Annotated in this window: 18 protein-coding genes and 2 pseudogenes; 5 read left to right on the forward strand and 15 right to left on the reverse strand. The window is 34.4% G+C overall.

Annotated features, from left to right (window positions below):
* Nucleotides 1-341: 341 nt before the first annotated feature.
* The 4 genes and pseudogenes from AC1B0Z_RS12870 to AC1B0Z_RS12885 form a co-directional block, all read right to left on the reverse strand.
* Nucleotides 342-3,880, reverse strand: a pseudogene (locus tag AC1B0Z_RS12870) (efflux RND transporter permease subunit).
* 17 nt (nt 3,881-3,897) lie between these two features.
* Nucleotides 3,898-5,076 carry an efflux RND transporter periplasmic adaptor subunit gene (locus AC1B0Z_RS12875; protein WP_483792449.1) on the reverse strand — a complete coding sequence of 393 codons (1,179 nt, stop codon included), beginning with the start codon at nt 5,074-5,076 and terminating at the stop codon, nt 3,898-3,900.
* Nucleotides 5,077-5,091: 15 nt separating this feature from the next.
* Nucleotides 5,092-6,432 (reverse strand): TolC family protein, encoded by a 1,341-nt coding sequence (locus tag AC1B0Z_RS12880; protein ID WP_483792450.1) that lies wholly within the window; start codon nt 6,430-6,432, stop codon nt 5,092-5,094.
* 1 nt (nt 6,433) lies between these two features.
* Nucleotides 6,434-7,039, reverse strand: a complete 606-nt coding sequence (locus AC1B0Z_RS12885) for a TetR/AcrR family transcriptional regulator (RefSeq protein WP_483792451.1) — start codon at nt 7,037-7,039, stop codon at nt 6,434-6,436.
* A 180-nt stretch (nt 7,040-7,219) separates the two neighbouring features.
* On the opposite strand from AC1B0Z_RS12885, the gene AC1B0Z_RS12890 reads away from it, so the two are divergent.
* Together AC1B0Z_RS12890 and AC1B0Z_RS12895 are read left to right on the forward strand one after the other, a co-directional pair.
* Complete coding sequence (locus AC1B0Z_RS12890; RefSeq protein WP_483792452.1) at nt 7,220-8,194, forward strand: polyprenyl synthetase family protein; 975 nt, start codon at nt 7,220-7,222, stop codon at nt 8,192-8,194.
* Complete coding sequence (locus AC1B0Z_RS12895; protein ID WP_483792453.1) at nt 8,194-8,544, forward strand: hypothetical protein; 351 nt, start codon at nt 8,194-8,196, stop codon at nt 8,542-8,544. The genes AC1B0Z_RS12890 and AC1B0Z_RS12895 overlap by 1 nt, the downstream gene beginning before the upstream one ends.
* Here the strand turns inward: AC1B0Z_RS12895 and AC1B0Z_RS12900 are convergent.
* The 4 genes and pseudogenes from AC1B0Z_RS12900 to AC1B0Z_RS12915 all read right to left on the reverse strand — a co-directional run.
* On the reverse strand, nt 8,541-10,526 hold the full coding sequence (locus tag AC1B0Z_RS12900) for a TonB-dependent receptor (protein WP_483792454.1): 1,986 nt from the start codon (nt 10,524-10,526) through the stop codon (nt 8,541-8,543). The genes AC1B0Z_RS12895 and AC1B0Z_RS12900 overlap by 4 nt on opposite strands.
* Before the next feature lie 82 nt (nt 10,527-10,608).
* On the reverse strand, nt 10,609-11,454 hold the full coding sequence (locus AC1B0Z_RS12905; protein ID WP_483792455.1) for a hypothetical protein: 846 nt from the start codon (nt 11,452-11,454) through the stop codon (nt 10,609-10,611).
* A 96-nt stretch (nt 11,455-11,550) separates the two neighbouring features.
* On the reverse strand, nt 11,551-11,946 hold the full coding sequence (locus tag AC1B0Z_RS12910; protein ID WP_483792456.1) for a hypothetical protein: 396 nt from the start codon (nt 11,944-11,946) through the stop codon (nt 11,551-11,553).
* 84 nt (nt 11,947-12,030) lie between these two features.
* A pseudogene (locus tag AC1B0Z_RS12915) lies at nt 12,031-12,381 on the reverse strand (ABC transporter permease); the annotation flags it as partial.
* An 8-nt stretch (nt 12,382-12,389) separates the two neighbouring features.
* On the opposite strand from AC1B0Z_RS12915, the gene AC1B0Z_RS12920 reads away from it, so the two are divergent.
* Nucleotides 12,390-12,821, forward strand: coding sequence for an RrF2 family transcriptional regulator (locus AC1B0Z_RS12920; RefSeq protein ID WP_483792457.1), 432 nt, complete (start codon nt 12,390-12,392; stop codon nt 12,819-12,821).
* Nucleotide 12,822: 1 nt separating this feature from the next.
* On the opposite strand, the gene AC1B0Z_RS12925 is transcribed toward AC1B0Z_RS12920, so the two are convergent.
* Entirely contained in the window at nt 12,823-13,341 is a 519-nt protein-coding gene (locus tag AC1B0Z_RS12925; RefSeq protein WP_483792458.1) for an alpha-ketoglutarate decarboxylase, read from the reverse strand.
* A gap of 369 nt (nt 13,342-13,710) precedes the next feature.
* Nucleotides 13,711-15,225 (reverse strand): GH3 auxin-responsive promoter family protein, encoded by a 1,515-nt coding sequence (locus tag AC1B0Z_RS12930; protein ID WP_483792459.1) that lies wholly within the window; start codon nt 15,223-15,225, stop codon nt 13,711-13,713.
* A 44-nt stretch (nt 15,226-15,269) separates the two neighbouring features.
* Here AC1B0Z_RS12930 and AC1B0Z_RS12935 point away from each other — a divergent pair, with 44 nt between their 5' ends.
* Together AC1B0Z_RS12935 and AC1B0Z_RS12940 are read left to right on the forward strand one after the other, a co-directional pair.
* Entirely contained in the window at nt 15,270-16,064 is a 795-nt protein-coding gene (locus AC1B0Z_RS12935; RefSeq protein ID WP_483792460.1) for a DUF2797 domain-containing protein, read from the forward strand.
* A 72-nt stretch (nt 16,065-16,136) separates the two neighbouring features.
* The gene (locus AC1B0Z_RS12940; protein ID WP_483792461.1) at nt 16,137-16,361 is read left to right on the forward strand and encodes a hypothetical protein; all 225 of its coding nucleotides are present in this window, start codon (nt 16,137-16,139) and stop codon (nt 16,359-16,361) included.
* Between the two features lie 2 nt (nt 16,362-16,363).
* Here AC1B0Z_RS12940 and AC1B0Z_RS12945 read toward each other — a convergent pair whose 3' ends face one another.
* The 5 genes from AC1B0Z_RS12945 to AC1B0Z_RS12965 all read right to left on the reverse strand — a co-directional run bounded on the left by AC1B0Z_RS12945 (nt 16,364) and on the right by AC1B0Z_RS12965 (nt 22,215).
* On the reverse strand, nt 16,364-16,987 hold the full coding sequence (locus tag AC1B0Z_RS12945) for a LysE family transporter (RefSeq protein WP_483792462.1): 624 nt from the start codon (nt 16,985-16,987) through the stop codon (nt 16,364-16,366).
* A 97-nt stretch (nt 16,988-17,084) separates the two neighbouring features.
* Nucleotides 17,085-17,279, reverse strand: a complete 195-nt coding sequence (rpsU, locus tag AC1B0Z_RS12950; RefSeq protein WP_130964771.1) for a 30S ribosomal protein S21 — start codon at nt 17,277-17,279, stop codon at nt 17,085-17,087.
* 103 nt (nt 17,280-17,382) lie between these two features.
* Nucleotides 17,383-18,246, reverse strand: coding sequence for a sigma-70 family RNA polymerase sigma factor (locus AC1B0Z_RS12955; protein WP_483792463.1), 864 nt, complete (start codon nt 18,244-18,246; stop codon nt 17,383-17,385).
* 478 nt (nt 18,247-18,724) lie between these two features.
* On the reverse strand, nt 18,725-21,403 hold the full coding sequence (locus AC1B0Z_RS12960; RefSeq protein ID WP_483792464.1) for an AsmA family protein: 2,679 nt from the start codon (nt 21,401-21,403) through the stop codon (nt 18,725-18,727).
* Nucleotides 21,404-21,510: 107 nt separating this feature from the next.
* Nucleotides 21,511-22,215, reverse strand: coding sequence for a queuosine precursor transporter (locus AC1B0Z_RS12965; protein WP_483792465.1), 705 nt, complete (start codon nt 22,213-22,215; stop codon nt 21,511-21,513).
* Nucleotides 22,216-22,270: the final 55 nt, after the last annotated feature.

The raw sequence follows: 22,270 nt of genomic DNA on the forward strand, positions 1-22,270 counted from the left end.
AATTGAGTAGAAGTGAGTTTCCCCTCTAAAACGAGGGGCGTAAGGGGTGTGTTGTTTATTCCTTAGAGATTATAATATAGTATTCATTTTACACCTCCCTTAATCCCTCCTTGCTAGGAGGGAAACTCTTGCTCTAAAAACACTTGAAATGTACCATTCAGAATAAAATAAAGCGTCTCTTAAATTTAGAAAATGCACTCATAGACAATCAAGATTTTTCGATTTGGATAATAATGGAAATTCTCTGAAAAGCAAAGCCAAAATGAAAAGAGCCACAATAAAACATGTGGCTCCTTCCTGCTATTAATTGAATTAGTCAGACAATAAAGTCTTAATATCGTTTATGCCTCTTCTAAGCGTTTATTTACGTTAAATACTTCTTTTTGTGCAGCAACTAAACCTACTTTTGCATTTCGGTTTTTATATAACCACATTTTGAACTTAGTAGATAGGAAGAACAATATTGGAACCACAATAAGCGTAAGGAATGTTGCAATAAACAAACCGTAGATTACGGTCCATGCTAATGGTCCCCAAAAGATTACGTTATCACCTCCCATGTAAATGTTAGGGTCGAACTCACTAAACAACGTAAAGAAATTAATATTCAAACCTGTTGCCAAAGGGATTAATCCTAGAATAGTTGTGATTGCTGTTAATAGTACTGGGCGTAAACGGGCTTTCCCACCTTTAACGATAGCCTCAACTAAATCATTGGTTTGTAAATATTGCTCATCCTCTAAATCGAGTAGTACCTTTTTTCTATCGATTAGTAATTGGGTGTAATCTAGTAATACCACGCCGTTATTTACAACAATACCTGCAAGGGAAATGATTCCCATCATGGTCATCATAATTACGAAAGCACTCCCCGTAATTACTAATCCTCCAAACACACCAATTAAACTCAAGAAAATGGCCAACATGATAATTGCGGGTTTTGAAACTGAGTTAAATTGAAATATTAAAATGAAGAAAATTAATCCTAAGCCTGTGAAAAAAGCACCCATTAAGAATGCCATTTGCTTGTTTTGTTCTTCAATTTGTCCTGTATAGTCTACATTTACACCTTCTGGTTTTTCAGTAAACCCTTTCATTTCATTTTGAATTTGAGAGACTATAGCACCTGCATCTGTAAACCCTGGAGCTAAAGCAGAATATAGTGTTACAACACGTCTCACATCTCTATGTTTAATGGCGCTAAATCCAGAATTGTTGTTTTGCTTGGCTACAGTAGAGACTGGGATTTCTTTAATTTGACCAGAAGCCATGTCTCTAAACGTAATTTTTTGATTAAAAATGGCACTGGTATTATAACGGTTTTCTTCATTAAAACGCACATAGATATCATAATCTTCGCCGTTCTTTTTATAGATACCCGCCTTTGCGCCAAAAATTGAATTACGCAATTGCTGCCCTACTTGTCCCGCTGTAACCCCTAGCTCACCAGCCTTTTTTCTGTCGACTAAAACTTGCATTGAAGGTTTAGATTTGTTGACGTCAATCTTTAACTCATCAATCCCTTGAATATTTTTAGAGTTGATATAATCACGCATTTTTTCGGCAGTGGCTATTAATTCAGCATAATCATCACCTTCCAATTCTAAGTTGATGGGGTATCCAGCTGGTGGACCAACCGCATCTTTTTCCACAGAAATAGCAACTCCAGGATAAATACCTTGCAGCGCTTCTTGTACTTTTTTAAGCAGTACATTACTGTCTGCACCATCTCTATATTTATACTCACGCATGGTAGCCGTTATTTTGCCACGATGAGGCATTTCAGCAGCGGAACCACCATCGGTTTGTGGGTTTCCAGCACCTTCGCCTACTTGAGAAACCGCACTTTCTGTTAAGAAGTTATAGTCGCCCTTCATGTAATCTTTGTCATTTATAATTTTATAAACCCGCTCTTCTATATCCTTTGTAATAGCATTGGTTTTTTCAATGTCTGTACCTTCAGGATATTCAATATACACTATAATTTGATTAGGTGTATTATCAGGAAAGAACTCAACTTTTGTTCTTTGACTTTCTACTGATGCACCAAAGCCCATAAATGCTATAATTAACAAAACAAATGTACCTATGGCAATAAATTGTGGTTTTCTTCCGCTTAGCGCTGCACGCAATGTTTTTTCATAAAAACGCTCCCACTTAGGCAGAATTTTATTTTGAAATGCGTTTGCCCAATTTCTTAGGAATAAACGATAGATCCAAAGCAAACCAACAGTTACAATCATTAAGGTGCCCAAACCTCTATAATCGCCTCCAAAAATCGTGACTAAAAGCCCAAGACCACCAACTATAGCTGAAATTTTAATGATATTTTGAAGCGGCATCTCTTTGTCTTCTGTAGTCATAAATTGTGATACCATTACAGAGTTGAAAAAGATGGCTACGAATAAAGAAGAGCCCAGTACCACAGAAAGTGTAATTGGGAAATATATCATAAATTGTCCCATTACCCCAGGCCAAAGCCCAAGAGGGATAAATGCTGCAACTGTGGTTGCTGTTGAAATTATAATTGGGAATGCAATTTCTCCAATCCCCTTTTTAGCGGCTTCAATTCGGCTCATGCCTTCTTCGCTCATTAAGCGATAAACGTTTTCTACAACAACAATTCCGTTATCCACCAACATTCCAAGCCCCATAATTAGGCCAAACAGAATCATGGTGTTCATCGTGTAGCCTAACATATTCAAAATCATTAAAGACATAAACATGGACATTGGTATGGCAAACCCAACAAACAGAGCATTTTTAAAGCCCAGGAAGAACATCAAAACGGTAACTACAAGTATGATACCGAAGATGATGTTGTTTACCAAATCATCAACTTGTCCTATAGTTTTGGAGGATTGATCATTTGCGATGCTAATTTCCAAATCTGGAGGAAATACATTTTCAATGGCATTGTCAACAATTACCTGAATTTGTTCTGCTGCAGCCACCATATTTTTACCTGCCGTTTTTTTACGTCAAGCATTACAACAGGATGCCCAAACTCTCTTGCATACGTAGTTTTGTCCTCATCCTTAAATGTAACTTTTGCCACATCTCTAAGATAAATAGGATTACCTTTTTCTGATTTTACCACAAAACTTTCAAGCTCGCTTGGGTTTTCAATTTCACCAATTATTCTAATCGTACGACGTTGCCCACTGGTGATTAAATTACCTGCAGACATTGTCATATTTTCACGATTAATGGTATTGATGATGTCATCAAAACTTACTTGAGCGGCCATCATTTTGTAAATATCTACGGCAACTTCAACCTCTTTTTCTTGGGCTCCGCGAATATCAACCTGTTTTATTTCTTGAAGACTTTCAATTTCATCTTCAAGATATTCGCCATATTCTTTTAGCTTATCAACTGGATAATCACCAGAAATATTGATGTTAAGAATTGGAATTTCTTCAGACATGCTCAAATCGAAGATGTTTGGCTCTACCTTGGCACCGTTAAAGGTGGGCCAATCTTCACCCGAGGTTTCTGAGTCTACCTCGTCTTTTACTTTTTGCTTCGCAGCCTCAACAGTAATGTCTTCATCAAATTCAACAATTACAATAGAGTAATCTTCTTGAGATGTTGAGGTTATTTCCACAACGTTGCTCACTGTCTTTAGTTTATCCTCAATAGGGTCAGTTATCAGTTTTTCAATATCCTCAGCGGTATTACCAGGATAAACAGAGCTGATGTAAATTTTAGTTTCTTTAATTTCAGGAAAGTTTTCCCTTGGCATACTAAAGTACGCACCAGCCCCTAAAAATAGAATCAGTACTATTAAAACATACATGGTTGTTTTGTTGTTAATAGCCCATGACGATAACGGAAACTCTTTATCTACCTTTTTGTTTTTGTTATTTTTTGTCATTGGTTGTCACGTTTGGATTAGTTGCCGTTTTCATATTCAAGGATTTTTACCTCCTGACCATCTTTTACACTTCGTGCGCCTTCTTTTATAATTTCATCGCCATTGGCAATACCTGAAAGTGCTTCAATATAATCACCTTGGGTTTTTCCAGTGGTTATGATAGCTCGTTTCGCTTTAGCTTTTTTATCTTCTTTATCTGAAATTGTGTAAACATATTGTTCGCCTCGAGCATTTTCAGAAATAATGCTTTGAGGAATTAAAATGGCTTTATCGTTGGTGTAATCGTTAATCTTCAGTTTTGCTGTAAGATTAGGTTTTATAGATACGTCTTTATTGGGAAGCGCAATTTCTACTTTGAAAGTTCTGTTAGCTGGATTGATGAAGTTACCTGCTTGACGTACCTTTGCATCAACTTCTTTACCCAAAACAGGAAAGTCAACTTCAACATCTTTGCCAGGAACTATTGCTGAAACATAACGCTCAGGTACATCAGTTTCGATATACATGTCATCTAAATTTACAATCCTAAATAGTTGTGATTGTCCTGGAGCCACTACATTTCCTTGTTCGGTAATTACGTCATCAATGGTTCCTGAAAATGGTGCGCGAACAATAGTTTTACCAACTTGTTGTTGCAATTGATTTACCATTTCTTGTTGTGCTTCATAATTTGATTTCGCTTGTAAAAACTGAATTTCACTACCAATCTTTTGATCCCATAAACGCTTTTGGCGCTCAAAAGTAGTTTTTGCTAATTCTGTCTGAATTTTTACCTGTGCCAGTTGCTGACTTAAACCGCCATCATCAATCCTTGCTAATGTTTGTCCCTTTTTCACATTTTGCCCTTCACGTACATAAACCCCAGTTAGCATTCCGCCATATTCGGCAGTAATTACCACATTTTGTTTGGTGCTCACATTCCCTTGCAATTCTACAAAGTGATTGAATTTTTTTTCTTCCGCTTTAAATGTTGTGATTAAAGGAATTTTTTCCTGAGGATCTAAAGTTTTTATTTCCTTTTCTAATAGTTTTAACTGTGCTGAAATTTCTTGAACCTGAGCATCTAGCTCTGTTTTTTTCTGCCGTATCTGAGCCAAATCTTGGGAAGCAATAATATCTTCCACGGACGTATTTTTTTCACCACCGCATGAGGTAAGTACGATAAGAGCTAAAAGGGTTATTGATATATATTTCATGATATGATTGATTTTTTAGTTGTTTATTTTATTTGAAACGGTTTCCAGTTCTGCCTTTCTATTAATAACATCTAGCATAGCTTGTAAAAACTCTTGCTGTGCGCTGTATAGTTGAATTTGTGCTTGTCTTAAATCGAAACTAGTCGCAATACCCTCAAAAAATTTGGTTTGGTTTTTAGTTTCTATCCGTTCCGCAAGATTTAAGTTTTCTTTTTTATTGTTATAATCTTCTAGTGCAAACTGATAATCACTTTTAGCAGATTCAATTTGTAGTTTTATGCGCTGTTCTGTTTCAGTTAAATCGTCCTTAGATTTTTCAAGGTTAATCTTGGCACGTTGCGTTCTAGCACTTTTTTGCCCAGAGCCAAAAATTGGAATTTTCATGCTTACACCAAAAAGGCCAAAACCAAAATATTCTTGGTCGCTGTTTAAGAAATTAAAATCATTACTAAATGAAAGATAGCCACCTGTTAAAAATGTACTTAGCGTAGGTAGTGCTCTACTCTGTTCCAATTTTACCAAAAGTTCTTTAGAGACTTTGTCATTCTCGGCTATTTGGTAATCAATTGTGTTATCAACCGAGAATTCTTCGCTTAACAAACCTAAATCAATATGTTGTACCGTAAGTGTTTCTAAACTATCCGTAAGATTTGTATTAGCATTAATATCAACGCCTAGGGTCATGTTTAGCATTTGATAAGCAACTTTTTTTAATCTGATTGTGTTGTTCAGGTTGCTGTTAATACCAGATAGGGTGATTTTCAATTGTTCTACACTTTCCTCTTCTTCAAGTCCGTTTTCATAAATCTTGGTAATATCGTCCAGATTTTTTTGAAGTGTAGCCTTATTTTTTTCTAAGATATTGACACTCTCTTCTGCGAGCAAAACATTGCCATATGCATTGATAACTGCTTTTCTTATTTCTAAATCGGTTTTTACTTTAGCATTTTTAGAAATCTCTAAAAATACTTTAGCAGATTGTAAGCCCACAATGTAAGAGCCATCAAAAATAAGTTGAGATAAGGTGGCAGAAGCATTTACATTTTGGGTAGTGCCAAAAATTACTGGAACCAATTCTGAATTAGGGTCGCTAAAATCACTTGGTATTACGGTAACCTGTTGTTTTAAAAAGTTTTGGTAATCTATACTGCCATTAATTTGCGGTAATCCTGTAGCTATGGTTTCCCATTTTTGCTTTTTGGCAGCTTCAATGTCGCGTTGTGCATTTTTCGATGTTCTATTGTTTTCTAAAGCAAAATCTATGGCTTCTTCTAGAGAGAAGCTAAAATTGTTTTCTTGTGAAAACATTGACATTGTAAAAAGCAAACCAAAGTAAATAATTAGTTTGTGTGTCATTTTATGATTGATTAGATGTGGTATACGTATTTAATATGTTAAAGCCTTTTTCGGTAACTATCGCCCTTAGGTGGTATTCCAGATAACTTTCCATTAGGTAGTCCATAGTATAAATATCCTGAGGGAATATAGTATTGTCTTTTATCCCCGTCATCCCATTAAAGTACATTCTAGAAATAAAGTCTATATTGATATTTGATCTGAACAGCCCTGTGTCAATCCCTTTTTTCAAACTGTCTTTTACTGAATCATGCATTTTGTCAAACTGCTTTGCTTTAAGGATTTCGTATATTTTTGGATAATATTTCTTTAATTGAAATTGAGGGGATGATTTTTCATTTTTCAAATGGTGCATTACAAACATTTTTATATCATACAATTCCTCAATTGGGTTGCTTGATGCATCACAAATACCGTCAATACCATCGCAAATTGTTTCAAAAAGCTCAAATGTTACCGCTTCAACTAGTTTTGTTTTATTCGCAAAATGCACATAAATAGTTTTTTTTGATATCGCCATTTCTTTAGCTATATCATCCATCGTCACACTTTTAAACCCTAATGTTAAAAAAAGTTCTGCTGCCTTATGTATGATGTTTTCTCTCATAATTTTGGTGCAAATATAGATTAGGAAACTGTAAACACAAAAAAAGTTTCCTAAGTTTTAATCTTTTTTTAACAAATTTACTTACACATAAGACGTTTTACTTATGGAAAGGTTGGACATTATCTTCAATATTTTTTAATAGTATCTTTCAAATAGTTCCAATTACATTATTTTTGCACAATGCTTTCCATAGAAAAATACCAACAAGAGTTTATTGCTTATTTAGAAGCGTACAATACACTTAAAGAACCTAAGAATTTATACGAGCCCGTTGAATATATTTTAAGTTTGGGCGGTAAACGCCTAAGACCAGTACTTACTTTAATGGCTACTGATATTTTTAAAGGCAACTTTAGAGATGCTCTAAATGCTGCTTTAAGTATTGAAGTGTTTCATAATTTTTCATTAGTTCATGATGATATAATGGATGACGCACCTTTGCGCAGAGGGCAACAAACCGTACATGAAAAATGGAATATTAATACAGGTATTCTTTCTGGTGATGCTATGTTGATTATGGCTTATCAGCTATTTGAAAATTATGAGCCAGAAACGTTTAGGGCTTTAGCTAAATTGTTCAGTAAAACGGCATTGGAGGTGTGCGAAGGACAGCAATATGATGTTGATTTTGAAACAAGAAACGACGTTACTATTCCCGAGTATTTGAAAATGATTGAATATAAAACCGCGGTTTTGGTTGGTGCTGCAATGAAAATGGGAGCTATTGTGGCTGGTGCTTCAAAAGACGATCAACGTAATATATATGAGTTTGGTAAAAACTTGGGTATTGCGTTTCAATTGCAAGACGATTATTTAGATGCATTTGGCGACCCAAAAACATTTGGGAAACAAGTTGGTGGAGATATCATTGAAAATAAGAAAACCTATTTGTATTTAAAGGCTTTAGAGTTTTCTTCAAACGAGACTTCTGCTAAGCTATTAGAATTATTTTCATCAATTCCAGAAGATGCTAGAGTGAAAGTGCAAGAGACCAAAACTTTATTCTTAGCTTCTGGAGCTGCTGATGCTACAAAAAAAACCATTGAAAGTTATACCAATAAAGCGTTTACTGTCTTACAATCTTTAGATATTTCAGAAGATAAAAAAGCAGTATTAAAAGCTTTTGGAACTAACCTGATGAACAGAACCGTATAATGCAATTACCTCTTAATTTTGAAGGTTTAATAGACGAGGTTACTAATGCCAATCTCTACAAAAAGTTAATACAGCAACTCAATAAAGATTTTTTACTTGCCAATATAGATTTAGATTTTCATGTTGATATTTTACCTTCAAGTTTGAAGTTAATTTTACATGAAACGGTTTATAAATTAATTCAAGAGAAGTTTTCAGAATATTTGAACTTACTTTATATCATTGATGTTTCAGAAAAACAAGTAAAGGCTCTGGATGGCGATGATGTTTTAAAACTTTCTGAAGATGTATCGTTATTAATTTTAAAACGCGAATGGCAGAAGGTGTGGTTTAAGCATAAATGTTCTTAAAAAAGAAAAGAAGTATTCAAATAAAAGTTACGCCCCTGTCTCGGTATATTATTCCAATCGGCATAAGTGGAGTAATTTGTATCCAAAAGGTTTTCTATACCATATTTTAAAATTAACTTATTTGATTGCACATAGAATATATTTCCAAAATTAAGATGTAGCACCCCGTATGCCGGTGTTTTGTTTTCACCATAAAAACTACTGTAATTGCTTTGGTTGCCATTGCCTTCTAGCTGTAATGATGCATTAAACTTTGGTATGCTATAGTTTACTTCGGCTAGGTATGAAAATGGACTTATCAGTGGTAAATTTTCGTCATTACTGCCCCTGCCATAATTATAACCGATAGAACTATTAAGGGATAGTTTTTTAGAGAGTTTATAGTTTGAATTTAGAAAAACATCAAATATAACTGCATGATCCAGTGCTTGGTAAAGTCTTACTCCATTGGCACCAATGGTCATAGAACTTGCTAGTGGATCAATTTCCCCAATAATATAGTTTGAAAGATAGAAAAGCGAAGAAGCAACTTCAAAGTTTAAGGTTTTAAGTTTGAACTTGGTACTGGCATTAAACTCGATAGCCTTTTCATTTTTAAGATTTGGGTTTCCTATATAATCATAGTTGTCAAAACTGTTGAATAAAAAGAAGCCATAACCCTCACTTACAGAAGGTGCTCTTTCACCATAACCTACGCCAATAATAGTATTGTTTTTACTATACTGCCCAGAAATACTTGTTAAAAAACGGTTTCTAGTTTTTTGAGTATCTGCATGAAATATTTGTAGGCTTTCAATACCTTCTTGTTTTGCGATTGTACTATTATGATATCCGATTCTAAAAGTACCAGTTATACGTTCTTTGTTATTTAATGCTATATCGTCTTTAAAATAAATACCCGTATATAATGTTCTAATATCAGGCCATGTATACATAAACATGGCAGGTTGATTGGGATCGTTTGGGTACATGGTCATTTCTGCTAAAGAACGATTGTAAAAACCGTTAACATTAACAAGAAGATTATGTTTTTTAAACCTAAAATTACCTTTAGAATAAAAACCATAAGTATCGCTCCACCCCGGCATATCCATTCTTATAGGAACATCGGGTCTATTGCTGTCATCCATTATATGGGTTATAGTATTAAAGTATAGCTTAGTATCTAAAGAGGTAAGGGTATTGGCAGTATTTTGATAACGGTGGCTAACCGAAGTAATTAAAGCTTCCGCCAAAGATACGTCCATAGGTAGCGCAGGATAGCCAACATCGGTAGCTTTATCATAAATAATATGTGTTTCTAGGGTATGATTATCCTGCAGTTTATAGCCTCCCAAAAATGAGATATTAAATTTTTGAAACTGAGAGTACAAAACTTCATTATTGCCGCCAGCATCATAATTGTCTGATTTTCTTAAGATAACATCGGTGTTTGCATAAAATGTCTCACCAGAGTATTCTAAATCTAATCCAGCAATTTTATAGTTTCCGTTGGTTTCGTAACCTAAATCGACACTAGAATTTAATCCAGAGTCCTTAAATTTTGATGGATTTACCTTTAAATCTATACCTCCGCCTACGCAGTGCCCATTTTCTGTTCCTTCCTGTCCAGAAGCAATTATAACTTTCTCTAAATTTGATACATCAACATAAGATGTGATTGGATCCATTTTATCAGTGCAGGCGCCAAATATCTGCATACCATCTATGGTAACATTTAATCTGTCGCTAACCATATTGTTGATTGATGGTTCCCAAGCATAATTACCACGTTTTATCATAGTAACCCTACTTGCTTTTTCTAGATAGGAGTCAATACTTGAAAGCGTTTTTTCTTGACGATAGTCTCTAAGTTTTCGCTGTGCTACAACAATAACCTCTTTGAGCTGCGTTGTGTCTTTTTCTGGCTTTGGAGCGTTTTCTTGACCAAAACAAAAGCAACTACAAAACAACCCAACATTAATTAGAATACCTTTTTTCATGGCTAATGCATTTTACTGAAGCTCTGAAATGAGACTAACTTACGTTAAGGTTAATCTCATTTCATAAGCTTGTTTGTCCTAACTAAAACTCTATCTCTAGATATAAAGAGCTTTTTTCGTTTTGTTCAGTTACATCTTCACCTTTTAAAAGGGTGTTATTGTCATCCATTAATTTTAAGTTAAGTACCCAATACCCCGTCATTGTTAATGATAAATTGCCATGATACATGCTGTCGGTATTTTTAAAACTTAAATCGGTATTGTTTGGAGAGCTATGATTTCCCATCCCTGGCATTCTAGGATCTAGCATGATGGTATAATCCTTAACTATTGGAAAGGACATCATGTTTTCCATTTTATAAAGTCCAATCATAAGATCGTTAATCCCAATTATTGGGTCGTTCGGTTCTATTAAGGCCAAAATATAACGCGTATCGTCGGCGCCCATAATGGCAGTTACATTTTGCTTTTGTGCTTGATATACAGAAATTGTATCTGTAACAGAATAGTCTACATTATTTATCGTGTAATTAAAGGTTAAGGACCAGCCAGAACCATCAGTATTTGTCATTTGATAAATAACCGATCCGTTAAACACTGTTTCCTTGCCCGACACTTTAGTAATTGCAGTTTTTGGACATGAATGTTGCATTGTAGGCATTTGCATTACTGGCATCCATGATATTGTAGCGTTTTTAAAATATGAGCTATTTTCATTATCCTTAATCCTAATCCTTACATTGTTATAGCCTGTAGAAAACTCACCTGTTTTGCTATATAATTCTATGGTATGGTTATTATTAAATATTTCTTGAATTTTTAGAAGGCCTTCAACCTCATTTAATGTAGGGGTTTCGTTATCATCAGTAGAGCAACCTGTGGCTACTAATGATATAAATAGTATTGGTAATATATATTTTAGTTTCATTTTTTTCATTTAGAATAGATTGTACTTGCCCAGTCTTACACGTAAATTGGAGTAAGTTGTATAGAAATACAAGGGTTTTTTTAGAATAAAAAAGAATTAACTAAAAATAGGGGGAGGCGTCTCTACTTCAAAAGAAGTTGTTTTGAAACTTGAGAGTTTATATATAGAGTTAACTTGGGGTAAAACATATGAGCTTAAAGAAGATTGGGTGATTTTAAATGCGAATAAGCAAAAAACATCTAGCCCCGTTCTTTTATTTTCTGGAAGTGGGAGTTCATCATTGGTATCGGTTGTGTTTTCGGCAAGTTGCTTTTTTAAATGGCATTTACCATTACAACCCTGTTGGTCTTCTTTTTGAATACATAGTGTTTTAGCGATAAAATCTTGATTAATAACAAAATCACCAATAATGGCAAGTGTACTGATACTATTGGTTAACAGTATTAGTATTAAAAAATAAGCTGTGGTTTTATATAAAAACACTTTTATCATCGCGCAAATTTAAACTAATGTTTTGTAGAAAAAAATGATTGCTGTCATATATTTTAGCACCCTCGCTAGGTAATTATTTTCAAGTTAAAAGTCCTTTTTTCTTGACTTAAAATTAATTCTTAATACAGGTAAAATTACCCAAATCATCAACATTACAAATGAAATAATAAGGCCCAAGCTTGTGCCAAAAAATTGTTTAAATACGGCACCTGTATAACCTAGTAAGGCCGAAATATCCAGTTTTAAAAGAATAAGTGTTCTGGACAAATCTATAGGATTTAATATAGTGCCTAACAAGGAGACTTTATCTAGCGGATATGCTTCAAAAATTATTAGCGACATTAAAAAAAGGCCGTCGTATATTATAGCTAAGAATAGCCACATCAATATGGCGTAACCAAAACCTTTAATTTTATTTTCACGAGAAATTTTTATTTTTGATAATGCTTTCAAATTCATCCAAATATGCAGTAAAGGCAGTCCTGTTTTTGGCTTTACATTCCAGCGAAGAAAACAAAATAGTAGTTAAAGATATTGCGGCTCCAATTAACGTTCCGCTAGCTTATATAGCAAAATTGCTTCAGGAACTTTCTAAGGAAAATATTATTTCGTCTACCCGTGGTCCTAAAGGCGGGTTTTACTTAAGTGAAAGTAACAAGGAACAACCTGTAATAAAAATTTTAAAAATTATTGATGGAGAAAAACGGTTAACGTCTTGTATGCTAAGCTTAGAAAAGTGCAATGAAGAAAAACCATGCCCGTTACATAATATTTTGTTCTCCTCCAGACAAACAATACTGAAAAGTTTAGAAGAGAGAACTATAAAGGAGCTAGCTTTAGATATAGAAAAGGGCAATTCTTTTTTGCCGTTGTAGCCTAAAAGAAAAACCTAACAAACGGTACCCAGGGATCAATGTAAATGCTTTTTTCACTATCGTGCAGAACATTGTATCGAATTCCAAAAACCATGTTCCCATTTCGGAAACCAGCACCCAAGAATAAAGCAGGCGACCAATAATTTTCATTATCAGCATTAACCTTAATATCATATCTACGGCTTACATTGAGTTGTTCAAATTCTCCTGAAAGTTGAATCTCTGGTATTATGTTATAAAGTCCAATTAAGCTGCCTCCCAAAACGGTAGTTCTATAAACATCTCTTTGGTTGTTGAATGTGGCGTTTAACCCAGCACCCAATGCAACTTGATTATTGAATTCATAAATAGCACTTGGCGCAATGGTAGCTGTAAAAAACCCATTGCCAAAGTTTAAGCCTAGGCCTCCTCCATATCTAACATTCTTCCAAAAGTCGTTTGGGACCTCTTGGGCTTCACTTTTAAAAAAGCTAAAAAATACAAGTGCAAATAGTACTAGTGAAGTTTTAAAAAAAGACATGCTTAAATTTTTTAATAAAGATAATAGATTTTGAGTATAAAAAAACCACGCTGTAAAAGCGTGGTATATTTTCAAATGGATATTTAATTAATATGTAATACTTTGATTGTTTCTTGATTTCGGAATCAAAAATATGTCTACTTCGAGTATTCAGCAAATGGGTATTATCACTTTTAGACGATACGACGAATAACTCGTTAAAACCACAAAAGCATTTGCAGTTGGTCTATTCATCGGATTTTTTATGAAAGTCTTTCACTTCAAACAATAACCTCTCCTCGTTTGTTTTCCTGTAAAACGTCTTTAGTAAATTCCGATTTACAATCTAGCTTAGGCCGTATTTCTAATTTATTACGACTATAAATTTAATTAGCTGTTTAATTTTAGAAGCTCATCAAGGTAATCCCTAGTATTGGAAAGCCTAGGCACTTTATGTTGTCCGCCCAATTTATTATTCTGCTTTAACCAATCATGAAATAGTTGAGGTCTTGCAATATTAATGGTGGGTTTATTTAAGGTGATGTTGTTATAACGCTTTGCTTCATAATCGGAGTTTAGAGATTTTAAGGCGTTATCAAATAATTCGTTGAAATAACCCATGTCCTTAGGAGGTGTTTTAAATTCAATAAGCCATTCGTGCGCCCCTTTTTCTTTACCTTCCATAAAAATGGGCGCAGCAGTGAAGTCTACAATTTCTGCCTTTGTGCGTTTGCATACTTTTTTCAATGCTGCCTCTGCATTTTCGATAATTAATTCCTCGCCAAAAACATTAATATGGTGTTTGGTTCTACCAGTAATTTTTATGCGATAAGGGTATAAGGACGTAAATCGCACGGTGTCACCAATTTTATACCGCCATAAGCCGGCATTGGTCGTAATTATAACTGCATAGTTTTTTTTCAGTTCAACGGCACTCAAAGGCACTGCTTTTTCCTCCGATGTGGCATAAATATCAATAGGGATAAATTCATAAAAAATACCATAATCCAACATTAAAAGTAATTCATCTGAATTGTTTTGGTCTTGAATGGCGAAAAAACCTTCCGATGCATTATAAATTTCGTAATACTTAAATTGCTTCCCCGGTAATATTTTTTTGTATTGATCTTTGTATGGCACAAAGCTAACACCTCCATGAAAATAGACTTCAAGATTTGGCCATACTTCTAAAAGACTTTCTTTTCCAGTGGTTTCTAAAACATTGTTTAAAAGCACTAACATCCAAGATGGAACACCTGCTAAACTTGTTACATTTTCATTAATGGTTTCATCTACAATAGCCTGCATTTTATGCTCCCAATTACTCATTAACGACACTTTATTGCTTGGGGTACTGCTAAACTCTGCCCAAAATGGCATGTTGTCAATTAAAATAGCCGATAAGTCACCAAAAATGGTTCCGTTCTCCTTATACAATTCTTTGCTGCCTCCTAAACGCAAGCTTTTACCCGTGAATAATTGCGAATCTTCGTTGTTATTTAAATACATACACAATAAATCCTTACTTGCCGCATAATGGCAATCTTCCAAAGACTCTTCGCTAACAGGAATAAATTTACTTTTTGCTCGTGTAGTACCACTGGACTTAGCAAACCATTTAATGGGCGTTGGCCAAAAAATATTGTTCTCACCTCTCCTAGAGCGCTCAATTACATCTTGCCAGCCATCGTAGTTTTTAATAGGAATGCGACTTGCAAAAGTTTCATAGTCTTTTATCGATGCAAAATCATGCCTTCTTCCAATTTCAGTGTTTTTTGCGAAATCTAAAAGGTTTAATAGCAACTCGTTTTGCACCTCATTAGGATATTTTAAAAACAGTTCAATTTGATGAAATCGCTTTTTGAGGAACCAGGATGCAATGGAATTAACTAATGGAATTGGCATAATTATGCTATCTTTAAGTTTTTAAAAATAATACTTTTTTTTATATGACCTATCAAGGTGTTTTAAGGAAAATGGAGACTGAATTTTCTAGTCCAATTCAATATTATTTGGTGTTTGAGAATGATTTTATTCATATAAATCAACTATTGAATAAGCACATAAAAATGCAATTTGTGAAGTATCAGTGTTTAAACTGCGGATTGGACAAAGAAATATACAGACAGGGTTTTTGCAAGAGTTGTTTTTTCGACATCCCTCAAGCAGCGGACTGGATTATGAGACCAGAATTAAGTACCGCACATTTAGGAAAAGAAGACCGCGATCTGGAATATGAAAAGAAAGTGCAGTTACAGCCTCATATTGTGTATTTAGCTAACTCAAGTAACGTAAAAGTGGGAGTAACTAGAAAAAGTCAAGTACCAACACGATGGATAGATCAAGGTGCGCACGAAGCTATTGAAATAGTTGAAGTCCCCAATCGTTATTTGGCAGGAATAACCGAAGTGGCTTTAAAAGACCATGTTGCTGATAAAACCAATTGGCGCACTATGCTTAAAAACGACATTAAGGATGAAAATTTAGTGGAATGGCGAGAGCGTTTAAAAACCTACATTCCCGATGAAGCTAAGGAGTACTTTATTGAAAGCAATTCTGAAACTAATCTAGAATTTCCAGTACAAAAATATCCAGAAAAGCCTAAAAGTTTAAATATTAAAAAAGAGCAATCCTATGAAGGAACGCTAGTTGGTGTAAAGGGGCAATATCTCATTTTTGATGATGAGACGGTTTTTAATGTGCGAGCTAATGAAGGTTTGGTTGTGGACATATCCATACTTTAATCATTTAGTTTTTTTAACAAGATCATAACATCAATAAAAACAGCTATTTACTACCTTGTAAATAAAAAAGCTATGAAAATTCCAGTGATGTTTTACGTGGGGCTTACCACATTTTTTTTAGTGTTATTAACGCTTATGGTGTCTATGAATATCGCGTTTACTTGGGTGTTTTACACCATGTGCATAGGGCAGGCTTTAGTGATTGTGATGGTATATAAAGTATTGAAGGATAGATACAACACAGATAAGACTTTTGAACACTTTTACGAAGATAGGCCAATTAATTATCGTAAATAGTCTTATACTAGATAAAGGTTTAAACTCTGTGCGAAAGCAATAAAAACAAGTAACACTCCAGTTACTTTGTTAATCATTGTGGATATATTGTCGATTCTGTTTTTAATAAGAATACTCGCTTTGCTGTAACCATAAAGTGTGATGAGTTTTCCCAGATACACCCCAAAGAAAAATAGGAAAAGCACTAAAAGTGAAGACTCTAATGAAAGCATGATATCATTATTTTGCATGATATTAAATGCGATGACCCAAAATAGTAATACAGGCGGATTCAACATACCCAAAATAAACCCCGTAGCATATTTAGATTGTGATATTTTTAGTTTTTTAGGTGTTTTCTTAGATTGTTCCTTAAAAAATAGATATAATCCAACGCTAAATAGTATGATAATTATACTAATTTGAACCCAGATGTTTTGCTCAAAAAAGTCTCGTATTGCCATATTGCAATCTAAAGCAAAATAAGATAATAATACTTCTGCTATGCCGGCTGTAACAGCTATTTTGAAAGCTTGATTAGCATTTTCTTTTAAAGTTGTGTTGATGACAGCAATATTTGAGGCTCCTAGCGGCAATGCGCTTAGTGTAGCAGAAAAAACACCAACAAATAGATATAGTACCATCATGGATACTTTGTAGTTTAATATTTAAAAAGCTTACAATAAAAAATCCCATCTGCTAAAAGCAAATGGGATTTCATTCTATTATTTTAGAAAGATATACTTATATATCCTCTTGGTCTCTTAGAGTTTGGATATAAGCCGCTTTTTGGATTTCACGGCGTCTCTTAACAGAAGGTTTTGTAAAATACTGACCTTCTCTTAAATTTTGCATTACTTTAATATTTCTATGCTTTCTTTTGTAACGTTTTAAAGCTCTCTCGATGTTTTCACCATCTTTAACAATAATCTTTAACATATGTATATTTTATAATTTCGTTATCAAGGTTTCCCAAAAGGGATGCAAATTTCTGTTTTTTTATTAGGAAAACCTAATAAATTTTGGTCTTTGTTTCTCAATGTTAACCTAAATACGTTTTAAGCACCTTATTTCTTGAGGTATGGCGCAATCTGCGAATGCCTTTTTCCCTTATTTGTCTTACACGTTCGCGGGTTAAGCCAATGTTATCACCAATTTCCTGTAATGTTTTTGGCTGTTTTACATTAATGCCAAAATAATGTTTAATTACATGCGCCTCATTTTCGGATAACGTTTCTAAAGCACGATTTACCTCAATATTCAAAGATTTCTTTATGAGTTCATCATCAGGACGTGGTGATTCGGACGATTGTACAACATCATATAAATTTGAAGATTCCCCTTCCCTAAAAGGCGCGTCCATCGAAATATGTTTACCCGAAACACTCATAGACTGTTTTACATCAGCTACTGATAAGTCCAAATTCTTAGCAATTTCATGCGCATTGGGCTCACGCTCATGCGTTTGCTCCAAATGAGAGTACGCTTTTCTTATTTTATTAATCGAGCCAATTTTATTCAATGGCAATCGTATCACCCGCGATTGTTCTGCAATAGCCTGCAATATGGCCTGTCTAATCCACCACACCGCATAACTTATAAATTTAAAACCACGTGTTTCGTCAAAGCGTTTCGCTGCTTTTACCAATCCTGCATTGCCCTCGTTAATCAGGTCCGATAGTGTTAAACCTTGGTTTTGATATTGTTTAGCAACCGAAACCACAAATCTCAAATTTGCCGTTACCAATTTGTCCAATGCTTGCTTGTCTCCTTTTTTTATCCGTTGCGCCAATTCCACTTCTTCCTCGGCGGTGACCATTTGTAATTTGCTAATGTCCTGTAGGTAGTTGTCAAGTGATTTAGACGCTCTGTTGGTAATTTGTTTCGTGATTTTTAATTGCCTCATAAAATAAAAATGTGTTTTTAGGATTTTACATAGTATAACTTACACTAAAAATTGACAAATCCAAAAGAATAGGCATTTTTATCCAAAAACTATTAAAAATTGACTAAAACAGACCGATTTTGAGTGTTTTTTGGTTGTTTTTTATGAAAAACGTAAATTCTGTGTCACCGTACGTGTGCCGAATTCATTGTAGAATGTATTGACAACTTAGTATTCCAAACATTTAGCCAGTGCTGAGTAGTTTTAAAACCTGGGTTAGATTTTATAGATAAGCAGAAAGTATGGTTTATGAAACACAATTGGCAAGTACGCCCGCGTTAGCGATTGCAACGGCATCCTTTGTGCGGAGCTTAAATATTATTATTTTTTATTTTAAGAACGATGTTAATTAACTAACAAGATCCCGAAACAAGTTAGGCACTGCTTCGCAGGAAGATATAGTGGAAAGCGCGACCCGCAGGGTAACGCCCAAAAAAAATTAATTCACGGAATCTTTCTCCTTTTTTTTCTTACTGCCCAATAACCCACCGAGCACATTTTTAATGGCTTTTTCGGTAGAGCTTGTACTATCTGTTTTTGTAGAACCTTGTTGTGGCTTGCTCTTAATTATATCATTAAGTACATCTTTCACTACATTATCTTGTTCTTTTTTGATGGAGTCGGTTTTGGTTTTGTTGCCTCCAATAACCTCGCCAATTAAATCCTTCACCTTGTCCTTACCTTGATTGAGCAATTTCTGCTTTTGGATTTCAATCAACTGGTTGGTGAGGTTTTTTACACCACTCTTTAAATCGGTTTTAACCGTCGGGTTAGTAAACGCACCTGTAATATTGGCAGTTACAGGAATGGAAATAGTGCTAACCTCTGCATCATTTATCTGCCCAATAAGGCGGTTTACCTCGCTACCTAAATATTTTGCAGGCACATTAAATACGGCATTGTAGTTGAGTGTTTTATCAAAACCATGTGCTCCAGACACCTCAATTTTAATGTCTTTATATTTGAAATCAAATGGTTTAACGGCCACTTTTCCATCCGCAAATTCCAATTTGGTTTTAACATCCTTTAGATCCAGTTTGTCAAAGTCAATAAAACTCAAAGCGCTTTCCAGTTTGCTCAATAATCCATCTTGGGTGTTGATTTGCGTGGTCAACAATTCGGCAAGTGCATCACCAGAAACCGAACTTAACACTGGAGAAAACTCTTGGTCTAAAGCCCCAGAAAAGTTTAGTGTTGTATTTAATTTTCCTTGCAGCAGTTTAGCAATCGGCGCCAAATTTTGAAGTAGCTCCATGTCTTTAAATGATTGAGCGATATCAAAATCTTGAGCGCCCAGCTTTAAATCAAAAACAGGTGTTTCGTTCTTTGTTGACACTGCCCCATTAATGGCTAATTTGCCATCAAAAAGTGATGAGGTCATATTTTGTAATGATGCCTTTTGATCTTTAATAAACAAGGTACCAGTAACATTTTTAAGATTTAAATTGTCATAAACCACAGTTTGCGCATTCGCATTTATGGTGCAATCTAAAAACTTCGGGATTTTAAGGGACTCTTCTTTGGTGGTGGTTTTATTTTCTGCTGAAGTTTCATCTTCAGTCATAAAATCGCTTACTTTAAACAGATTCGAAGTGACATTAAAGTTGCCTTTCAATGTATTATCACTCAACAGAAAACCTAGCAGATTATTTATGGTTCCTGTGGCGTTCAAATCACTATCCCCTGTTTTAGCCTTAAAATTATTAAGCGAAACTTTCCCTGGGTTAAAGGTCATGTTTGCTTCTGAAATATGAATAGGGTTCACAATGTCTTCCGAAGAAAACACAAAATCTGTAATACTTGCTGAACCATTATTCTTTATACGTTCGTAGGCATTAGTTTCGATAGCATTCATATCAAAAGCAGTATTGATTTTTCCTTTTAAAATCCCTGTAAGTGTGTTGTCCAACTCTACGGGATACACTTTGGTGATGTTTCCTAAATTCAGTACACCATCAACATTGGCATTTACCAGCATATTTTTTGTTAAATTCTTCAAGGTGGCCGAAGACTTAAAGACATCTTCGTCAATTTTAAAATTCAATGTCTTAATGTCAATGTAAGTGTCATCCGTTTTACCTGTTGTGTTGATAATGCGCGTATCAATAGAAATATTACTCACACGTTTTGGCAAATCAGGATATTTAAACGACGCATTATTTGATGAAATGCCGATGTCTAAATTTGGAATGGTTTCTTGAGAACTCAAACCCTTAACCATGCCTTTTACTTTAAAATCACCTGTGGTTTCGACGTTTTCAATGTTTTTGGAATATGCCTTCGGAATAACTGCCAAGAAATTTTTAAAGTCGGATTCTGGATTTTCAAATGAAATATCAATCTGTTGTCCATTTTCTACTTGCTGCACAAAACCTTGGAATTCCAGAGGTAAATCATTAATAAATCCCTTATTATCCTTAAAAGTATATTTCTGGTTTTCGAAATCTAAACCAATTAAAGCATCTAGTTTTACTGGATTACTACTAAGATAATTGGTGCTATCGATAGAAATACTCACATTAGCTTTACTTTGGGTGTCCAATTCTGATGCTCCTGCAGAAAATGTGCCATGGCCTTCATGGTTTAATTCTGTAACATGAATTAAAATATCTGAATCCTCATCAATGTAGCTAAAAGCGCTATTTTTAATTTCATAATCTTCAATATCAAAACCAAAATTGTTAGTACTTTTAGAAGACGTTTGGTTATCGTTTTCTTTTGCTATGTCGTAGTTATTGTTACCTAATTTATCGGTTTTTAAAGTTAAAAGTGCTTCTTCAATATCTATGGTGTTCACCACAATTGGGTCTTCATCAGCAGACTTGAAAAGTTCGTTAACATTCATAGTAAACGAAATGTCCTTCGCCGTGGCAAAGGTTTCATCTTTAAAAGGTTCAAAATTGGTAATCACTAAGTCACTAATGCTCACGTGTGCCTCTGGAAAACTTCGTATAAAACTCAGGCTTACATCGCTAAACTCTACCTTGGCATTAACGTTTTCGTTGATAAAGCGTTTTACCATATCCTTAATTTGTCCTTGAAAAGCGAATGGAATAGCTATTAAAAGTGCAATAATGATGAGTATAGTAATTCCAACAATTTTTAAAGCTTTCTTCATAAAAAACGGATTTATATAAATATACGAGGGAGATTAGTTTTCGGATAACTTAACTAAAAGTTTAATAAAAATTTAACCTATACCGTGCTGTTGTTAACAGATATGAATTAGAGTAAATCGATTTCTTCGTTTACTTTTAGATTAAAGCGCTTTCTAAAAAAGTAAACCCCTAAATAAAGCAATGGCGTATCTAGAATAGCAACAAAAACTTTAAAAAGAAATCCGCTTACCAGTAGGCCCTTAAAGTTTGCCCAATCGATAATACCGAAGGAACACAATAAAAATACAATGGTAAACGTATCCACAAATTGCGAGAACCATGTAGAAAAATTGTTGCGTAACCAAAGATGCTTGCCTTTGGTGAGACGTTTCCAAAAATGGTAAATCTGTATGTCCACAAACTGCGCAAACAAATACGTTAACATACTGGCGAATACTGCAATAACCGAGTTTCCAAATACAGTTTTGAACATTTCGTTATTCACAGGAGCCCATGACGTTGCAGGAACAACATCGGCTACATAAATAATTAAAAGCGAAAACAAAGAAGCAAAAATGCCAACCACTACAACGTCATTTGCCCGTTTTTTTCCATAGATTTCACTAATTAAATCTGTAATCAAAAAGGTAATGGGATAAGGTAAAATACCAACAGAGATTTCAAAAAGCTTACTTCCAAATATTTCAATATCAAATGGGTGCCAATAAAAAAACTTTTGAAAAATAAGGTTTGAAACTACCAGCGAGGTGATAAATAAGCCACCTAAAAGTATGTAAATGCGTTGGGCGGATAGTTTGTCTTTTTGTATCATTAATCGTTGTGGATAAATAGGTTTTGTAAATATAACCCAAATCCGTTTACTTTTT

The organism is Hyunsoonleella sp. J2K-J805 (assembly GCF_057167125.1).

What these genes read in the sequence shown, in the direction of transcription:
- rpsU (WP_130964771.1), bottom strand. Translation starts at nt 17,279, where the DNA reads ATGTTAAAGATTATTGTTAAAGATGGTGAAAACATCGAGAGAGCTTTA.
- AC1B0Z_RS12955 (WP_483792463.1), bottom strand. Translation starts at nt 18,246, where the DNA reads ATGAGGCAATTAAAAATCACGAAACAAATTACCAACAGAGCGTCTAAA.
- AC1B0Z_RS12935 (WP_483792460.1), top strand. Translation starts at nt 15,270, where the DNA reads ATGACCTATCAAGGTGTTTTAAGGAAAATGGAGACTGAATTTTCTAGT.
- AC1B0Z_RS12885 (WP_483792451.1), bottom strand. Translation starts at nt 7,039, where the DNA reads ATGAGAGAAAACATCATACATAAGGCAGCAGAACTTTTTTTAACATTA.
- AC1B0Z_RS12925 (WP_483792458.1), bottom strand. Translation starts at nt 13,341, where the DNA reads ATGTCTTTTTTTAAAACTTCACTAGTACTATTTGCACTTGTATTTTTT.
- AC1B0Z_RS12880 (WP_483792450.1), bottom strand. Translation starts at nt 6,432, where the DNA reads ATGACACACAAACTAATTATTTACTTTGGTTTGCTTTTTACAATGTCA.
- AC1B0Z_RS12960 (WP_483792464.1), bottom strand. Translation starts at nt 21,403, where the DNA reads ATGAAGAAAGCTTTAAAAATTGTTGGAATTACTATACTCATCATTATT.
- AC1B0Z_RS12890 (WP_483792452.1), top strand. Translation starts at nt 7,220, where the DNA reads ATGCTTTCCATAGAAAAATACCAACAAGAGTTTATTGCTTATTTAGAA.
- AC1B0Z_RS12900 (WP_483792454.1), bottom strand. Translation starts at nt 10,526, where the DNA reads ATGAAAAAAGGTATTCTAATTAATGTTGGGTTGTTTTGTAGTTGCTTT.
- AC1B0Z_RS12940 (WP_483792461.1), top strand. Translation starts at nt 16,137, where the DNA reads ATGAAAATTCCAGTGATGTTTTACGTGGGGCTTACCACATTTTTTTTA.
- AC1B0Z_RS12910 (WP_483792456.1), bottom strand. Translation starts at nt 11,946, where the DNA reads ATGATAAAAGTGTTTTTATATAAAACCACAGCTTATTTTTTAATACTA.
- AC1B0Z_RS12920 (WP_483792457.1), top strand. Translation starts at nt 12,390, where the DNA reads ATGCTTTCAAATTCATCCAAATATGCAGTAAAGGCAGTCCTGTTTTTG.
- AC1B0Z_RS12930 (WP_483792459.1), bottom strand. Translation starts at nt 15,225, where the DNA reads ATGCCAATTCCATTAGTTAATTCCATTGCATCCTGGTTCCTCAAAAAG.
- AC1B0Z_RS12945 (WP_483792462.1), bottom strand. Translation starts at nt 16,987, where the DNA reads ATGATGGTACTATATCTATTTGTTGGTGTTTTTTCTGCTACACTAAGC.
- AC1B0Z_RS12895 (WP_483792453.1), top strand. Translation starts at nt 8,194, where the DNA reads ATGCAATTACCTCTTAATTTTGAAGGTTTAATAGACGAGGTTACTAAT.
- AC1B0Z_RS12875 (WP_483792449.1), bottom strand. Translation starts at nt 5,076, where the DNA reads ATGAAATATATATCAATAACCCTTTTAGCTCTTATCGTACTTACCTCA.
- AC1B0Z_RS12965 (WP_483792465.1), bottom strand. Translation starts at nt 22,215, where the DNA reads ATGATACAAAAAGACAAACTATCCGCCCAACGCATTTACATACTTTTA.
- AC1B0Z_RS12905 (WP_483792455.1), bottom strand. Translation starts at nt 11,454, where the DNA reads ATGAAACTAAAATATATATTACCAATACTATTTATATCATTAGTAGCC.